11 protein-coding genes and 1 rRNA gene are annotated in these 14,066 nt (G+C 64.5%); 7 read left to right on the top strand and 5 right to left on the bottom strand.

The window, feature by feature from the left end; all coding sequences use genetic code 11:
• Positions 1–78 precede the first annotated feature (78 nt).
• Positions 79–867: a S24/S26 family peptidase gene (locus tag EKH81_RS00060; RefSeq protein WP_368407688.1), complete on the bottom strand. Its 789-nt coding sequence runs from the start codon at positions 865–867 to the stop codon at positions 79–81.
• A 209-nt stretch (positions 868–1,076) separates the two neighbouring features.
• On the opposite strand from EKH81_RS00060, the gene EKH81_RS00055 reads away from it, so the two are divergent.
• Positions 1,077–2,678 (top strand): DNA-directed DNA polymerase II small subunit, encoded by a 1,602-nt coding sequence (locus EKH81_RS00055; RefSeq protein ID WP_132059199.1) that lies wholly within the window; start codon positions 1,077–1,079, stop codon positions 2,676–2,678.
• Between the two features lie 18 nt (positions 2,679–2,696).
• Here the strand turns inward: EKH81_RS00055 and EKH81_RS00050 are convergent, their stop codons facing one another.
• Entirely contained in the window at positions 2,697–3,680 is a 984-nt protein-coding gene (locus tag EKH81_RS00050) for an asparaginase (protein ID WP_132059198.1), read from the bottom strand.
• 170 nt (positions 3,681–3,850) lie between these two features.
• Positions 3,851–4,252 (bottom strand): hypothetical protein, encoded by a 402-nt coding sequence (locus EKH81_RS00045; RefSeq protein ID WP_132059197.1) that lies wholly within the window; start codon positions 4,250–4,252, stop codon positions 3,851–3,853.
• Positions 4,253–4,446: 194 nt separating this feature from the next.
• On the opposite strand from EKH81_RS00045, the gene EKH81_RS00040 reads away from it, so the two are divergent.
• The 4 genes from EKH81_RS00040 (at position 4,447) to pheT (ending at position 10,714) form a co-directional block, all read left to right on the top strand.
• A complete protein-coding gene (locus tag EKH81_RS00040) occupies positions 4,447–5,601 on the top strand; it encodes an RAD55 family ATPase (protein WP_132059196.1) in 1,155 nt (384 codons plus the stop codon).
• A gap of 169 nt (positions 5,602–5,770) precedes the next feature.
• On the top strand, positions 5,771–6,949 hold the full coding sequence (locus tag EKH81_RS00035; protein WP_132059195.1) for an aspartate kinase: 1,179 nt from the start codon (positions 5,771–5,773) through the stop codon (positions 6,947–6,949).
• 526 nt (positions 6,950–7,475) lie between these two features.
• A complete protein-coding gene (gene pheS, locus EKH81_RS00030) occupies positions 7,476–8,984 on the top strand; it encodes a phenylalanine--tRNA ligase subunit alpha (protein WP_132059194.1) in 1,509 nt (502 codons plus the stop codon).
• Positions 8,984–10,714: a phenylalanine--tRNA ligase subunit beta gene (gene pheT / locus EKH81_RS00025; protein ID WP_132059193.1), complete on the top strand. Its 1,731-nt coding sequence runs from the start codon at positions 8,984–8,986 to the stop codon at positions 10,712–10,714. The genes pheS and pheT overlap by 1 nt, the downstream gene beginning before the upstream one ends.
• A gap of 228 nt (positions 10,715–10,942) precedes the next feature.
• Here pheT and EKH81_RS00020 read toward each other — a convergent pair whose 3' ends face one another.
• Together EKH81_RS00020 and EKH81_RS00015 are read right to left on the bottom strand one after the other, a co-directional pair.
• Complete coding sequence (locus tag EKH81_RS00020) at positions 10,943–11,998, bottom strand: quinone-dependent dihydroorotate dehydrogenase (RefSeq protein WP_132059192.1); 1,056 nt, start codon at positions 11,996–11,998, stop codon at positions 10,943–10,945.
• Positions 11,999–12,043: 45 nt separating this feature from the next.
• Positions 12,044–12,241 (bottom strand): hypothetical protein, encoded by a 198-nt coding sequence (locus EKH81_RS00015; protein ID WP_115798291.1) that lies wholly within the window; start codon positions 12,239–12,241, stop codon positions 12,044–12,046.
• A gap of 252 nt (positions 12,242–12,493) precedes the next feature.
• Between EKH81_RS00015 and EKH81_RS00010 the strand changes: the two genes are divergently transcribed.
• Together EKH81_RS00010 and EKH81_RS00005 are read left to right on the top strand one after the other, a co-directional pair.
• Positions 12,494–12,802 carry a non-histone chromosomal MC1 family protein gene (locus EKH81_RS00010; protein WP_132059349.1) on the top strand — a complete coding sequence of 103 codons (309 nt, stop codon included), beginning with the start codon at positions 12,494–12,496 and terminating at the stop codon, positions 12,800–12,802.
• A gap of 938 nt (positions 12,803–13,740) precedes the next feature.
• Positions 13,741–14,066 (top strand): 16S ribosomal RNA (locus EKH81_RS00005); the annotation flags it as partial.

Raw genomic sequence — 14,066 nt, 5'->3', positions numbered from 1 at the left:
CCCGCTCCGCACGCGAAACGAGGGGACGAAAAGCGAAACCGAAAAGGACGAAAAGCGAAACCGAAAACGCCGGAAATTCTACGCCGCGCCCGAGAAGTAGAGCCGAACCCAGCCGAGCCACGGGACGCGGATTTCGGCGGTGCCGCGGACCCACTCCGGCCTGACGGGGTCGCTGATTCCCATCCGGTCCGACTGGTCGTAGTACTGATTGTTATCTCCCTTCGTGATGAACCCCGAGTTAGGAGCGGGGCACTTGCTCAACTCCGAACAGTTATCTGCTCGGAGGTGGTCCTGGTCGGCCTCGTCGTACCAGTTTTCGCCCTCTTCGACCCAGAACATCGCGCGATGGATTATCGGAACTCGGCGGTCGTCGCCGTAGGGCTCGTAGATTATCACGTCACCCGGATTGTTGAACTTCGAGTAGCCCGCGCTCGCTCCGGCGGTGTGGGTCACGATGCCCGTGTCGCCCTGCGCGGCGTCGGGGACGAGTCGGTTCTCGTCCATCACGAACACCAGGTCGCCCTTGTACATCTGGGGTTCCATGCTCCCGCTCTCGATGGCGACCATCGGGGGCCAGACGCCGCTGATGGCGAACAGCAGCAGGCCGATGGCGAGGACGATGGCCGCGCTACTCAACATCTCGCGGACGAACACGACCGCCTCGTGGTCGCTCCGACGGAATCGGCGAATCAGCGCGACCGGGCCGGTGCCCGGCTCGCGCCCGCCGCCGTCCGAGCGAGGGTCCGATGCGGCCTGCGGCGTGTCCGCAGGCTCGTCGCGCGAACCCCCCGCCGAATCGGCGGGGGGTTCGCGCTCGGCGTCGGAGTCGGCGTCGTCCGACGAGGTTTCGTCTCGGGGAGCACTCATCGACACCACGTTGCCGTTCCGCGGTTGTCAATTTTCCGGGTCAGTCGCGCGAAACTGGTCGGCTCGGACGCTCCACGTAAGGCTGTCGCGCCGCGGTTCGGTAGCTGTCACGCCGTGGTTCGTAGCTGTTGTGCCGCGGTTCGCAGCGCGCCTTCGCATTGCCGAGTCGGTTCGGCATACTTTTGATTCGCGCCCGAAATGTGACACACGTGCCGATGGAGACCCCGGCTCGTATCGCTCGCGAACTCACAAGCCGCGGCTATAACGCCGACCCGGAGGCGGTGACGCTCCTCGCGGGCGCGAGCGACCCCGCGGGCGCGCTCGCGGCCGCAGTCGAGCGCGCGCCCGCGGACGCGTTGAAAATATCTGCGGACCACGTGCGAGGCATCCTCGACGAGTCGGGTCGTCACGGAAACGGAGCCGCTTCGAGAAGCGGCTCCGTTTCGGATGGAGCGGTCAATCGTGAAGACGAACCGACTGAATCGGGTTCTCCAGTTGAAACAAAGGGGGTGGGCTCGGCGGATTCCGACGATGCGGTTCACTCCGACGACTCGACTCGCCCGGACGAGTCGGTCAGGGACCACGACCTCGACGCCCGTTCGCTCGATGTCTCGGGTGACGTGACCGGCGAGAGCACGGGGACCGGCGAGTACAAGGACTTCGTCACGGTGTTTCAGGACCGGTTCGAACGCCTCTCGAAACAGCTCCGGGGTCGGGTCAACGCCCGCCCCACTTCGGCCGTTCAGGCGATGCCCGGCGGGGGCGACACCGCCATCATCGGGATGGTCAGCGACATTCGCTCGACCGCGAGCGGTCACTGGCTGATAGAGTTGGAGGACACCAGCGGCGTCTACCCCTGCCTCGTGATGAAGGACCGCGAGTTCGCCGACGCGGTGGACGAACTCCTCCACGACGAGGTCATCGCGGTCGAGGGAACCCTCTCGAACGATAACGACGACGGCGACGGTATCCTGTTCGTGGACTCGCTGTACTTCCCCGACGTGCCTCGGACGTACAAGCCATCGACCGCCGACCGCCACGTCCAAGCCGCGCTCATCAGCGACGTCCACGTCGGGAGCCAGGAGTTCATGGCCGACGCGTGGTCGCGGTTCGCCGACTGGCTTCACACTCCCGAGGCCGAACGCGTCGAGTACCTGCTCCTCGCGGGCGACATGGTCGAGGGGGTCGGCGTCTACCCGAATCAGGACGACGAACTCGACATCATCGACATCTACGACCAGTACGAGCAGTTCTCGGAGTACCTGAAGGAGGTGCCGGGAGACCTCGACATCGTGATGATTCCGGGCAACCACGACGCGGTCCGACTGGCCGAACCTCAGCCAGCCTTCGACGAGGAACTCCGGGACATCATGTCGGCCCACGACGCCGAAATCACGGGCAACCCCTCGACGGTCACCGTCGAGGGCGTGGACGTGCTGATGTACCACGGCATCTCGCTCGACGAGGTCATCGCCGAACTCCCCGAGGAGAAAGCCAGCTACGAGGAGCCTCACAAGGCGATGTATCAGCTCCTCAAGAAGCGCCACGTCGCACCCCAGTTCGGCGGGAAGACCCGCCTCGCGCCCGAGGACCGCGATTACCTCGTGATGGACTCGGTGCCCGACGTGTTCCACACCGGCCACGTCCACAAACTCGGCTGGGGGAAGTACCACAACGTCCTCGCGGTCAACTCCGGGTGCTGGCAGTCCCAGACCGAGTTCCAGAAGTCGGTCAACATCGACCCCGACGCCGGGTACGCGCCGATTCTCGACCTCGACACGCTCGACATGACGGTTCGAAAGTTCAGCTAATCCGCCCGGCTCTGCTTCTCAGCGCTCGTCGTCCTCGAAGTACGCGCGCACGCCGTCGAGGTCGTCGGTGTGCGTGATGGCGAGTGCGAGCTTCACGCGCGCCTTCCACGCCGGGAGGTCGCCGCCCTGTATCACGCCAGCGTCTTCGAGGGTTCGGCCGCCGCCGTCGCCGCCGTAGAGTCCGGCGACCCGCCCGGCGTAGCACCGCGAGGTGTCCACGACCGGCACGCCGTCGTCGAGCGCTTCGACCATCGCTCGACCGATTCCGCCGGTCACGTTTCCGAGTCCGGTCCCGGCCACCACGATACCGTCGGCCCCGTCTTCGAGCGCGCGCTCGACCGCTCGCTCGGTCACGCCCGCCGCGCTCGTCACGAGCGCGACGTCCGCATCGACCTCCGTGCCGGGCATCGAGACCGCGCGCGAACCGGGGTCGCCGAGCAGTCGCAGGCCGGAAGGCGTGAACTCGCCGACCGGTCCGGTTTCGGGCGACGCGAACGTTTCGAGTTTGCTGGTGTGGCTCTTCGTCACCTCGCGGGCGGCGTGAACCGCGTCGTTGAAGGTCAGATACACGCCGTCGGAGAAGCGGTCGTCCGTGACGGTTCGGACCGACGCGAGCAGGTTCGGCGGGCCGTCGGTCCCGACTTGGTCGAACGGTCGCTGCGCGCCGGTCAGCGTAATCGGCACGTCGAGGTCGGTCACGAGGTCGAGGTAGTAGGCGGTCTCCTCCATCGTGTCGGTGCCGTGGGTCACGACGAGTCCGTCCACGCCCTCGGCGGCGGCCGCCTCGGCGGCCCTCGCGGTCGCCGCCATCTTCTCGAAGTCCATGTCGAACCCCGACACCTGCGCGATTTCTTCGACTTCGATGTCGGCGTGGTCGGCGAGTTCGGGCACGGCGGCCACGAGGTCGTCGCCCGACTTCGACGGCGACTTCGCGTCGTCGTCGCCGTCGGAGGTGCTGGCGATGGTGCCGCCGGTACTCAGTATCCGGACTGTCGGTGTCATGCTATTTGGTCGCACGCCTATCCGCATAAGTCCACGCTCACGGGACGGGGTTGCCGGATTCGAATCGGAACGTGTCTCCGTGCGGATTGGTCCCGAATGTTCCACCTGAAACGGAGGGGTTCTGCGGCGAGGGGGAACGGAGTGGCGACCGTTCGCGTTCACTCACTCACTCACTCGCTCGGCGGTGCGAGTCGGTACTTCAGCGTCCTGCTCCCGTCGAATCGCGGGCCGTCGCCCGTCCGCTCGAACCCCGCGCCTTCGACCACCGTCCTCGTCTCGGTTTCGCGCTCGGGGACCAGCGCCTCGACCGCCATCTCCTCTTTCCGCGCGAACCGGACCGGTTCGTCAAGCAGGCGTTCGCACGCGCTCGGCGACCCCCGGAGATAGGTCACGCGGACCGTCCCCGGCGTGGCGTCGAACCCCACGAAGCCGACGATTTCGGCGTCGTCCCCGCCGTCTTCGGCGATTCGCACGGTCCGGTCGTGGACCACGTTCCGCATCACCTCCGCCGGGGCGTCGGCGAGCGTACCGAGCGCCTCGCCGTCCTCCTCGACAGCGTCTCGTACGCGCATTGTTCACATTTCGATGACGGATTAGTTAAACCCCTCGGGCGCTCCGACCGGAGCGGGGGTCGAGCGAACGGGTGGCCGAGAGAGCGGGTGGTCAAGCGACGGGGCCGGTCGAGCGACTGAATGGCCGAACGGTTGGGTGACCGACTCGTGAGGCCGGGATAGATTCTTTTCCGCTCGCTCCCTACGCGATGGGTATGACTGGCACGGACGCTCCCGACGACGCGCGCCGACTCTGTGACTTCTGTCGCCTCCCGCTGTCGAAGGGGGCGGTCACGCTGGACTGCGAGGGGACCGCCTACGAATTCTGTTCGGAGTCGTGTCGGACGGCGATGGTCGAGAGCGACAGCGTGTTCACCGAGTACCACGGCTTTCGCCGGATTTCGACGGGCGTCTCGGGACTCGACAGATTTCTCCCGCAGGGGTTCCCGCGAAACTCGTTCGTCCTCGTGTCGAGCGACGAGGGTGCGCGTGACGACGCGCTCCTCGCCGAACTCGTCTGGCGGACGCTCCGGCGCGACGAACCCGCGGTGGTCGTCACGTTCACCGAACCCCCGGTGTCGGTGGTCGAGGGGTTCCTCTCGCTCGACTGGAACGTCCTGCCGTACCTCGAATCCGGCCAGCTACACATCGTGGACTGTTTCACCTACCGGGTCAGCGACCGCGCGCGCATGTTCGAGCGGATGAACCACTGGAACCGCCACATCCGCGCCATCACCCACGAGGTGACCGAGACGGTCCGGGACCCGAGCGACGTGACCGAACTCCAGAACAAACTCGACGGCTGTCTCGAAGCGCTCGGGATGAGCGACCGCGGGATGGTCGCCATCGACTCGCTGACCGAGTTCGGGTCGCTCGTCCAGCCGATTCGGGCCTACGACTGCGTGAAGGACGTCCGCGCCGACGTGTGCAAGGGACGGTTCGTCCCGGTGTTCGCGGGCGCGACAATCGCCCGCGAGGAACGGACCTTCCCCCACGACCTCGGTTACGCGGTAGACGGCATCGTGGACATGCAGATGAACGGCGAACTCGTGAAGGACACGCTCATCAAACGCATCCGAATCCGGAAGATGAGCGGCGTGCTGGCGATTCCCGAGTGGACCGCCTACGAGTTCACCGCCGGAAAGGGACTGGTCGCGTTCGACCCCATCGAGGAGATGCAGAACTCGGCCGAGTCGGACGGTCCCGACGCGCGCGACGCTCCCGAGGAGCGGACCACCTACGAGGGCGGCGGTCGCGAACGACCGCCGGACGCCGGGCGTCCGCAACGTTCCGACGGCGCGGCTTCCGGTGGGCCTTCCGAATCTGAACCGCAGCCCGGAACGCCGCCGCGGACCGGTGACGACGAGTGAGGAGATTCGAAAGAACGGTTCCGGATTCGAACGTTCCCGAATATTCGTCCAGTTCTCTCGTCGCGGCGGCAAGCTTTCCGGACATGAAAGCAGTTATCTACGCGCCAGAGCTACCACCCTCTATGTTCACTAGTCGCACGCGGGGGACTGACAGCTTGCAGGTGATAGTATGCGCGTCGTAGCGAAGTTCGGCGGTACGAGTCTCGGGAGCGGCGACCGAATCAATCGCGCGGCCGACTCCATCGCGGACGCGGTCGCCCAAGGCAACGAAATCACGGTCGTCGCGAGCGCGATGGGCAACACGACCGACGAACTCTTAGAGGAGATTCAGTTCGAAGCCGACGAACCCGACCGCGCCGAAATCGTCAGCATGGGCGAGCGCACCAGCGTTCGGATGCTCAAGGCCGCGCTCAGCGCCCGCGGCGTCGATGCGGTGTTCGTCGAACCCGGAAGCGACCGGTGGCCCATCCACACCGACGAACACGGCGAAGTGGACGCCGAGCGCACCAGAGCCGCCGCGGCCGAACTCGCGGCCGAACTCGGCGACGTGGTTCCGGTCGTGACCGGCTTCCTCGCCGAGGACGCCGAGGGCAACGTGACCACCCTCGGTCGAGGCGGGTCCGACACGACCGCAGTGATGCTCGGCAACTACATGGACGCCGACGAGGTTGTCATCGTGACCGACGTGGAGGGCGTGATGACCGGTGACCCCCACGTCGTGGAGGGCGCGCGCAACGTCGGGAAGATATCCGTGGACGAACTCCGAAACCTCTCGTTCCGCGGGGCGGAGGTCGTCGCACCGAGCGCGCTCTCGTACAAGGGCGAAGGTCTCGACGTTCGGGTCGTTCACTACCAGCACGGCGACCTGCTCGCGGGCGGCACCGACATCATCGGCGAGTTCGAGAACCTCATCGACATGCGAGAGACGTCGCTGGCGTGTCTCACGGTCGCAGGGCGGGCCATCCGAAACCGACCCGGAATCCTCGCTGACCTCTCGATGGCGCTCGCCGACAGCGACATCAACATCGACGCCGCCGCGAGCGGGATGGACTCCATCACCTTCTACGTCGACGAGGACGTCGCGGAGCGCGCCGAGAACATCCTCCACCGCGAGGTCATCGAGGAGGAGTCGCTGTCGAGTGTCACCGTGGACGACGAGGTGGCGGTCGTCCGCGTGACCGGCGGCGAACTCCCGAATCAGCCGGGTGTTATTCGCGGCCTCGTGGACCCGATTTCCGACGCCCACATCAACATCCACGACCTCATCACCAGTGCGACCAGCGTCGCCATCTTCGTGGACTGGGACGACCGCGAAGAGACGCTCGAAATCGTGCAGAATCAATTCTAACCACCTTTTTTCTCGTCGGGTGCGCGCAGACCGGGCCGCGAGGCGGCCCGGTCTGCTGACGCACCCTCCTCAAAAAATGTGGATCAAAAAAGGATGCTTATCGGGCGCAGGCCGCAGTGCGGCCTGCGCCTCGTTCGCATCTACTTTTCTCTCGTACGCGCGCCTGCGGCGCGCTGTCTCGTGGATTGGTCGGTCGGCAGTAACACTGTGGTTCGATGTGTTTCGCCTTCACTTCGGAGATTTTGCCTCGTGACCCCGAACGTTTTTCAACGATTGCGGACAACTCCCGAGTATGCCAGCCGAATCCCACGAAGGTGGTCTCGCTCGCCAGCCACGGCACCGTCGCGCGGGGTTCGGCTTTTTCTTCGCGGCCTGAGCGAGTCGGTGGACTTCCGGCAGGGGGCGACTCCGACCGGGACGAAACCGCTCGGGCGCGGCGGCGTCCGCGACCGCGGACGCCGCCACGCTTCAGAAGGGATAAACGGCCGCACAGGGATGTAGCCATCAAGAGAGTACTACGCGCACGATGAAACTACCCGAATCACACGCCGCGGTGCTGAACGCCGCGAGCGCCGACGACGCACGGACGATAGACCAACTGGCCGACGACACCGGATTCAAGCCCGAGACGGTCACGGGCGCGGTGTTCGAACTCGAATCCGAGGGCCTCCTCGCGGTCGAGGAGTCGGTCGAGGAGACGGTGACGCTGACCGACGAGGCCCGCGAGTATCTCGCCGACGGCCTCCCGGAAGTTCGCCTCTACGAAACCGCACTCGACGCGGGGGCCGACGCCGACCCGGTCTCGATGGGACAGGTCATCGGTCAATCCGGACTGGAAGGGCCGGAGGTCGATATCGCGCTCTCGAACTACGCCCGGAAGGGGTACGGAGCCATCGAGAGCGGCGAAATCACCACCGACGCCGACGCCGACCCCGAGCGAGACGCCGAGGCCGACGCGCTTGCGGACCTCGACGCGGGCGAGGCAGTTGGCGACGAGGACACCCTCGACCAACTGGAGCGCCGAGGACTCGTCACGCGCGCCGAATCGACGGTCCGGGCGGTGACGCTCACCGACGAGGGCGTCACCGCGCTGATGGAGGGCGTCGAGGTTTCCGAGACGGTGGGCCAGCTCACGCCCGAGATGCTGACCTCCGGCGAGTGGAAGGAAGTTGAGTTCGCGGAGTACAACGTCGAGGCCGACGCCGAGCGAATCGAGGGCGGCAAGACCCACATCCTCCGCCAGACCGCGAATCGAGTCAAGGACACGCTGGTCGGAATGGGCTTCGAGGAGATGGAAGGCCCGCACGCCGACGCCGACTTCTGGATTAACGACTGTCTGTTCATGCCCCAAGACCACCCGGCGCGGACTCACTGGGACCGGTTCGCGCTGGAGGAACCGACGAAGATTCGGGACCTCCCCGAGGATTTGGTCGAGCGCGTGCGCGACGCTCACATGAACGGCGTCGGGGACGACGGCGACGGGTATCACTCGCCGTGGTCCGAGGAGTTCGCGCGCTCCATCGCGCTCCGGGGCCACACCACCTCGCTGTCGATGCGGTACCTCTCGGGCCACGAAGTCGGTGACCTCGAACCGCCCCAGCGGTTCTTCAGCGTCGAGAAGGTGTACCGAAACGACACGCTCGACCCGACGCACCTGCTGGAGTTCTACCAAATCGAGGGCTGGGTGATGGCCGAGGACCTCTCGGTCCGGGACCTGATGGGTACCTTCGAGGAGTTCTACGCTCAGTTCGGAATCACCGACATCGAGTTCAAGCCCCACTACAACCCCTACACCGAGCCGAGTTTCGAACTGTTTGGCACCCACCCGACCACGGGCGAGATGGTCGAAATCGGGAACTCGGGGATGTTCCGCGAGGAGGTTCTGTCTCCGTTGGGAGTCGAGTGCGACGTGATGGCGTGGGGTCTCGCGCTGGAGCGACTACTGATGTTAATGTACGGCTTCGAGGATATCCGCGACGTTCACGGGACGCTGTGTGACCTCGAACTGCTGCGGGAGACGGAGGTGCTTCACTGATGCCAGTCGTAGACGTAAATCCCGACGAACTTCGGGACTTGACCGGCCACGACGAGAAGAGCGACGACGAACTCATCGACGACATGTTCGCGCTCGGCCTCGAATACGAGGGCGAAACCGAGGACGGCGACCTCCAACTGGAGTTCGCGCCCGACCGCCTCGACCGCCTCTCGGTCGAGGGCGTGGCGCGCTCGCTCCGCTATCAGTACGGCGACGACAGGGGCGTGTACGTCCCCGGAACCAACGACCCCGACTGGACCATCGAAGTGGACGAGTCGGTGCCCGACGAGCGACCGTACGTCACGGGCGCGGTGATTCGCGGCGTGGACCTCGACGACCACGCGCTCGACTCGCTGATTCAGTTGCAGGAGAAGCTCCACGCCACGATGGGTCGAAAGCGCGCGAAAGGTGCCATCGGGATTCACGACCTCACGATGCTGAAAGGTCGGGCCGCGACGGGGGACGGCGAGGGCGGCGAAGTCGGCAACTCCATCACCTACCGGGGTATCGACCCCGACGGCGACCGGTTCGTTCCGCTCGACTCGGACGCCGAGATGACGCCCGCCGAAGTCCTGCGCGTCCACCCCACCGGCGAGACGTACGCGCCGCTGGTCTCCGAATACGACCGTTACCCGGCCATCTACGACGACATCGGCTTGTTCTCGTTCCCGCCGGTCATCAACGGCCGCCGGACCGAGGTTTCGACCGACTCGCGCGACCTGTTCGTGGAGATGACGGGCACCGACCAGTGGACCATCGACCACATGTGCAACATCGTGTGTTACGCGCTCGCCGCCCGCGGCGCGAAAATCGAGGCGGTCGAGGTCGAATACTCGGACCGAACGCTCCGACGGCCAGATTTCGGGGTGCAGACGAAGACCGTGACACACGAGCGAATCGAGCGCACGCTCGGCATCGACCTGAGCGCCGAGCGCGTCCTCGACCTGCTCGAACGGTCGGGTCTCGACGCCGAGACGAACGAAGTTGGCGACGAGGAGTTGGCCTACGAGGTCGAGATTCCGCCGTATCGCGTGGACGTACTCCACCCGCTCGACATCGTGGACGACGTGGGCCGGGCGTACGGCTTCAACGACCTCGAACCCCGGTACCCCGACGTGGGGACGGTCGGGGGTCGCCACGACCGGTCGAAACTCGAAGACGCCGCGCGCGAGGTGCTGGTGGGACTCGGATTCGAGGATCTGCTGAACTTCCACATGATAAGCGAGGAAGAGAACTTCGAGCGGATGCGAATCGCTCCGGGCGACGACGCAGTCGGCGGCGGCGACCCCGCCAGCATCCTCGAACCGTACAGCGAGGACTACACCATGCTCCGGACGTGGGCGCTCCCGTCGCTCATGATGGTCCTCGAAAACAACACCCATCGGGCGTACCCCCAGGACCTCGCGGAAATCGGTCTCGCCGCTGAAGTGGACGAGAGCGAGAACACCGGGGTCGCCGAGCACCGGACCGTGGCTGGCGTCCTCGCGCGCCACGACGCGTCCTACGAGGACGCGAAGGCCCGCCTCCAGACCGTTGCACGCAACTTCGACGTGGAACTGGAGACGCCCGCGACCGACCATCCGACGTTCATCGACGGGCGCACCGCAGCGGTCGTGATGGACGGCGAGCGCGTCGGTGTTCTCGGCGAGGTGCATCCCGAGGTGCTGGTCGAACACGACTTGGAGTTGCCCGTCGCGGCCTTCGAGTTCCGTCTGGACGCGTTGGAATAAGATTGGGTTCGCTCTTCGACCGCGGGGATTTTCACCCGCTCTGGCTTTCGGGGTGCGACAGTAGAGTTGCTAGCTACTCCTTGAGCCAATGAAGACTGCACCTCGAACCTCCCCAGCCTCCTCACTCGGTCGCTGACGCTCCCTCGTTCGTCCCTCGCGCGGTTGTCGGCTCACAGGGAGCCGACAGCGCGCGCCAGTAGGCGGGGAGATGACCGAAGCATCTGTTTTTCAGTCCAAGTCGGCACCGATTGCGTCCTCGACGGAGTCGAAGCCGTCGCGCTCGATGCGGTCGAGCAGTCCCGCGTTGATGTCGCGGGCGATGGAGGGGCCGCGGTAGACCAGTCCGGTGTAGAGTTGGACGACGTGCGCGCCCGCGCGGATTTTCCGGTAGGCGTCCTCGGCCGTGGAGACGCCACCGACGCCGACGACCGGCACGTCCACGCGCTCGGCGACGAACCGGACCATCTCGGTCGCGCGCGCTTCGATGGGCCTGCCAGAGAGGCCGCCGTCCTCCGCACGGTTGTGGCTTTCTAGGCTCTCGGGCCGGTCGGTCGTGGTGTTCGCGGCGATGACGCCGTCGAGGCCCAGTTCGTTCACGAGGTCGAGCGCGTCCTCGACTGCCGGGTCGGGGAGGTCGGGCGAGAGTTTGACGAGCAGGGGACTCGCGCCCGCGTCGAGGAGTTCGGTGAGGATGGCCTCCATCGAGTCGCGGTTCTGAAGGTCCCGAAAGCCCTCGGAGTTGGGACACGAGACGTTGACGACGAAGAAGTCGCCGCCCTCGGCGACTCGTTCGTACGTGTAGCGGTAGTCCTCGGGCGCATCTTCGGCCGAGACGCGTTCGGTCTTGGCGAGATTGATTCCTACCGGGACCGGAGCGTCCGTACGCGCGAGTCGGTCGCCGACCGCGTCTGCACCGTGGTTGTTCAGCCCCATTCGGTTGATGATGGCTTCGTCTTCGCGCAGGCGGAACATCCGCGGTCGGGCGTTACCCGACTGTGGTTCGGCGGTGACGCCGCCGACTTCGACCGCGCCGAAGCCGAGGTCTGCGAGCACTGCCGGGACCTGCGCGTTCTTATCGAACCCCGCGGCCACCCCGACCGGATTGGGGAACTCCTGACCGAACGCTTCGACCTGAAGCCTGTCGTCCTCGACCCGGTATCGCTCGGCGAGCGCGTCGGCTATCGGGGTTTCCTGTGCAAGCCGCAATCCGCCGTGGACGGCGTTGTGGGCCGTTTCGGGCGGGAGAGAGAACAGCAGCGGCTTCGACAACTCGTAGGCGTTCATCGTACGTTTACCCCTTCGGAGGCGATAAAAATCTCTCGCTCCGGTTTAGAACTCGTGTTCGACCTCGTCCTTGTCAGCCTTTTGTATGATGATTTTGTCCTCGCGGACGCGAACGAACACCTCGTCACCGATGTCCATCCCGGCAACGGCCAGTTCGTCCTCGTGCAGATTGATGTGGACGTTGTGGTACTCGCCGTCTTCGCCTTTCGCGCCACTGGGGCTGAGCTTCTTTTTCCGTACCATCGCGGTATCCTATCCGTAGGTTCGCCACAGAATATACTTAAGTGTTTTCTACCGTCCGACGCACAACCGCTCGATAGGCCGTACGAACTCCGATAACTTACGCTTCGCGGTCGAAACCGCGCAGACTGCGCGGAAACGTCGCAAATCACCCGACGGCGGAAACTTAATATATAAATGTTCCGACGGAGACGACTCATATCGGCGATATATTTATAATGGGTCCTGTGCTGGGTTGGCATGGAGGAGAAAATCATGGTACGTGAAGACGGTAAGCGAAATTTCGCGCTGCGAGAATCGAGCGGTGACGAGTCGAGTGTCTTCTCCGGGAACACTCCTCGACAAGCCGCACTCAAGGCGGCGCGTCGGCTCGACCCTGCATCTTCGGAGGAGTCCGCCGACAAAACCGAGCTCCGACTCCGAGAGAAGGGAACCGACAAAGTCCACATCTACGAGGGCTGGGCGTGGCACGAGCAGGCTCCCGACGACAAGCCCGACTGGATGCCTGGAGAGATTACCGAGGCCAACGTGTCGAAGCAAGGCATCGAGCACCTCGATGAGTAGGCCGGCCGACACCCAATCAGCATTCGTTTTTCTCACACTCGATAGAGTATCTTGACTCGCGTACGCGCTCGCGAGGGCGAACCACCAGTAACGGATAGCAGGGATTAATGTGGTCGTGTGGCCGTACACGTACTTGCGCGGGCTACACACACCGTGACGTTGCGTACGAGCGTCGGATGAACGGATGGCTCTCCTCCCGCGCGATATCTTCACTAGCAATTCGAGCGTGTCGCAAACTCCCCACCGAGTATCGCGTGTCGTTTCGAACTCTCCGACGCGACTGGCACGTCATCCCACCCCGAAGCGCTCCCAGTCCGACGGCCTTAAATGTACCCCGGCCATTCGAGTGAATGTGAACGAGGTCCGGCGGTTCGGGCCTCCGGGAGACGGCGAGAATCGACGCCTTTTTAAGGTGTCTCTGCTCTCTCCCGTGGCACTCCTAATCCAACGCCCTTAAGTGTATAGGGGCACTCGGATTGGATGTGAGCGGCGTCCTGCGATTGGGGCGTCCGAAACACGTCCAATCCGACGCCTTTAAGTGCAATAGGGTGCTTGGGTTGGACGTGAACGAGCCTTCGGGGGTCTTCCCGCCGAAGGTCGTCTTGGTTCGACGCCCTTAAGTAACCGGGGTGCTTTGAACCTAATTGCGAAGAAAGACTCGACGCGATTCGCGGAGCGTTCAAATCGTTCCGCGGTCTCGGACTTCGAACGAGCTTCGATGGGTTTATGACTCATCGAAACCTACGCTCAAGTCCGAAGGAAATGAGGATTCCACCCCTGCGGTCCGCCGTACACGATGGGATCTGATGTTAGCCCTGGCAGTTCGGTGACACCCGACCAACGATTCGGCTCGGGGTCGTCGAACTGACGGACCTAGAAGATAGACACGATATATGTGTCTCCGCCAGAAACCCACCGAGCCATTGTGCTCGGCAACCATTCCGGTTGATCCTGCCGGAGGCCATTGCTATCGGAGTTCGATTTAGCCATGCTAGTCGCACGAGTTCAGACTCGTGGCGGAAAGCTCAGTAACACGTGGCCAAACTATCCTATGGATCGAGACAACCTCGGGAAACTGAGGCTAATCTCGAATAAGGCTTCCACTCTGGAATGAAAGAAGCTGGAAACGCTCAGGCGCCATAGGGTGTGGCTGCGGCCGATTAGGTAGACGGTGGGGTAACGGCCCACCGTGCCAATAATCGGTACGGGTTGTGAGAGCAAGAGCCCGGAGACGGATTCTGAGACAAGAATCCGGGCCCTACGG

This window comes from Halorussus amylolyticus, assembly GCF_004143485.2.
GTDB classification, from domain to species: Archaea; Halobacteriota; Halobacteria; order Halobacteriales; family Haladaptataceae; genus Halorussus; species Halorussus amylolyticus.
This window is presented reverse-complemented; position numbering and strand designations above follow the sequence as displayed.

What these genes read in the sequence shown, in the direction of transcription:
- EKH81_RS00060 (WP_368407688.1), bottom strand. Translation starts at nt 867, where the DNA reads ATGAGTGCTCCCCGAGACGAAACCTCGTCGGACGACGCCGACTCCGAC.
- EKH81_RS00035 (WP_132059195.1), top strand. Translation starts at nt 5,771, where the DNA reads ATGCGCGTCGTAGCGAAGTTCGGCGGTACGAGTCTCGGGAGCGGCGAC.
- pheS (WP_132059194.1), top strand. Translation starts at nt 7,476, where the DNA reads ATGAAACTACCCGAATCACACGCCGCGGTGCTGAACGCCGCGAGCGCC.
- EKH81_RS00020 (WP_132059192.1), bottom strand. Translation starts at nt 11,998, where the DNA reads ATGAACGCCTACGAGTTGTCGAAGCCGCTGCTGTTCTCTCTCCCGCCC.
- pheT (WP_132059193.1), top strand. Translation starts at nt 8,984, where the DNA reads ATGCCAGTCGTAGACGTAAATCCCGACGAACTTCGGGACTTGACCGGC.
- EKH81_RS00045 (WP_132059197.1), bottom strand. Translation starts at nt 4,252, where the DNA reads ATGCGCGTACGAGACGCTGTCGAGGAGGACGGCGAGGCGCTCGGTACG.
- EKH81_RS00040 (WP_132059196.1), top strand. Translation starts at nt 4,447, where the DNA reads ATGACTGGCACGGACGCTCCCGACGACGCGCGCCGACTCTGTGACTTC.
- EKH81_RS00015 (WP_115798291.1), bottom strand. Translation starts at nt 12,241, where the DNA reads ATGGTACGGAAAAAGAAGCTCAGCCCCAGTGGCGCGAAAGGCGAAGAC.
- EKH81_RS00050 (WP_132059198.1), bottom strand. Translation starts at nt 3,680, where the DNA reads ATGACACCGACAGTCCGGATACTGAGTACCGGCGGCACCATCGCCAGC.
- EKH81_RS00010 (WP_132059349.1), top strand. Translation starts at nt 12,494, where the DNA reads ATGGTACGTGAAGACGGTAAGCGAAATTTCGCGCTGCGAGAATCGAGC.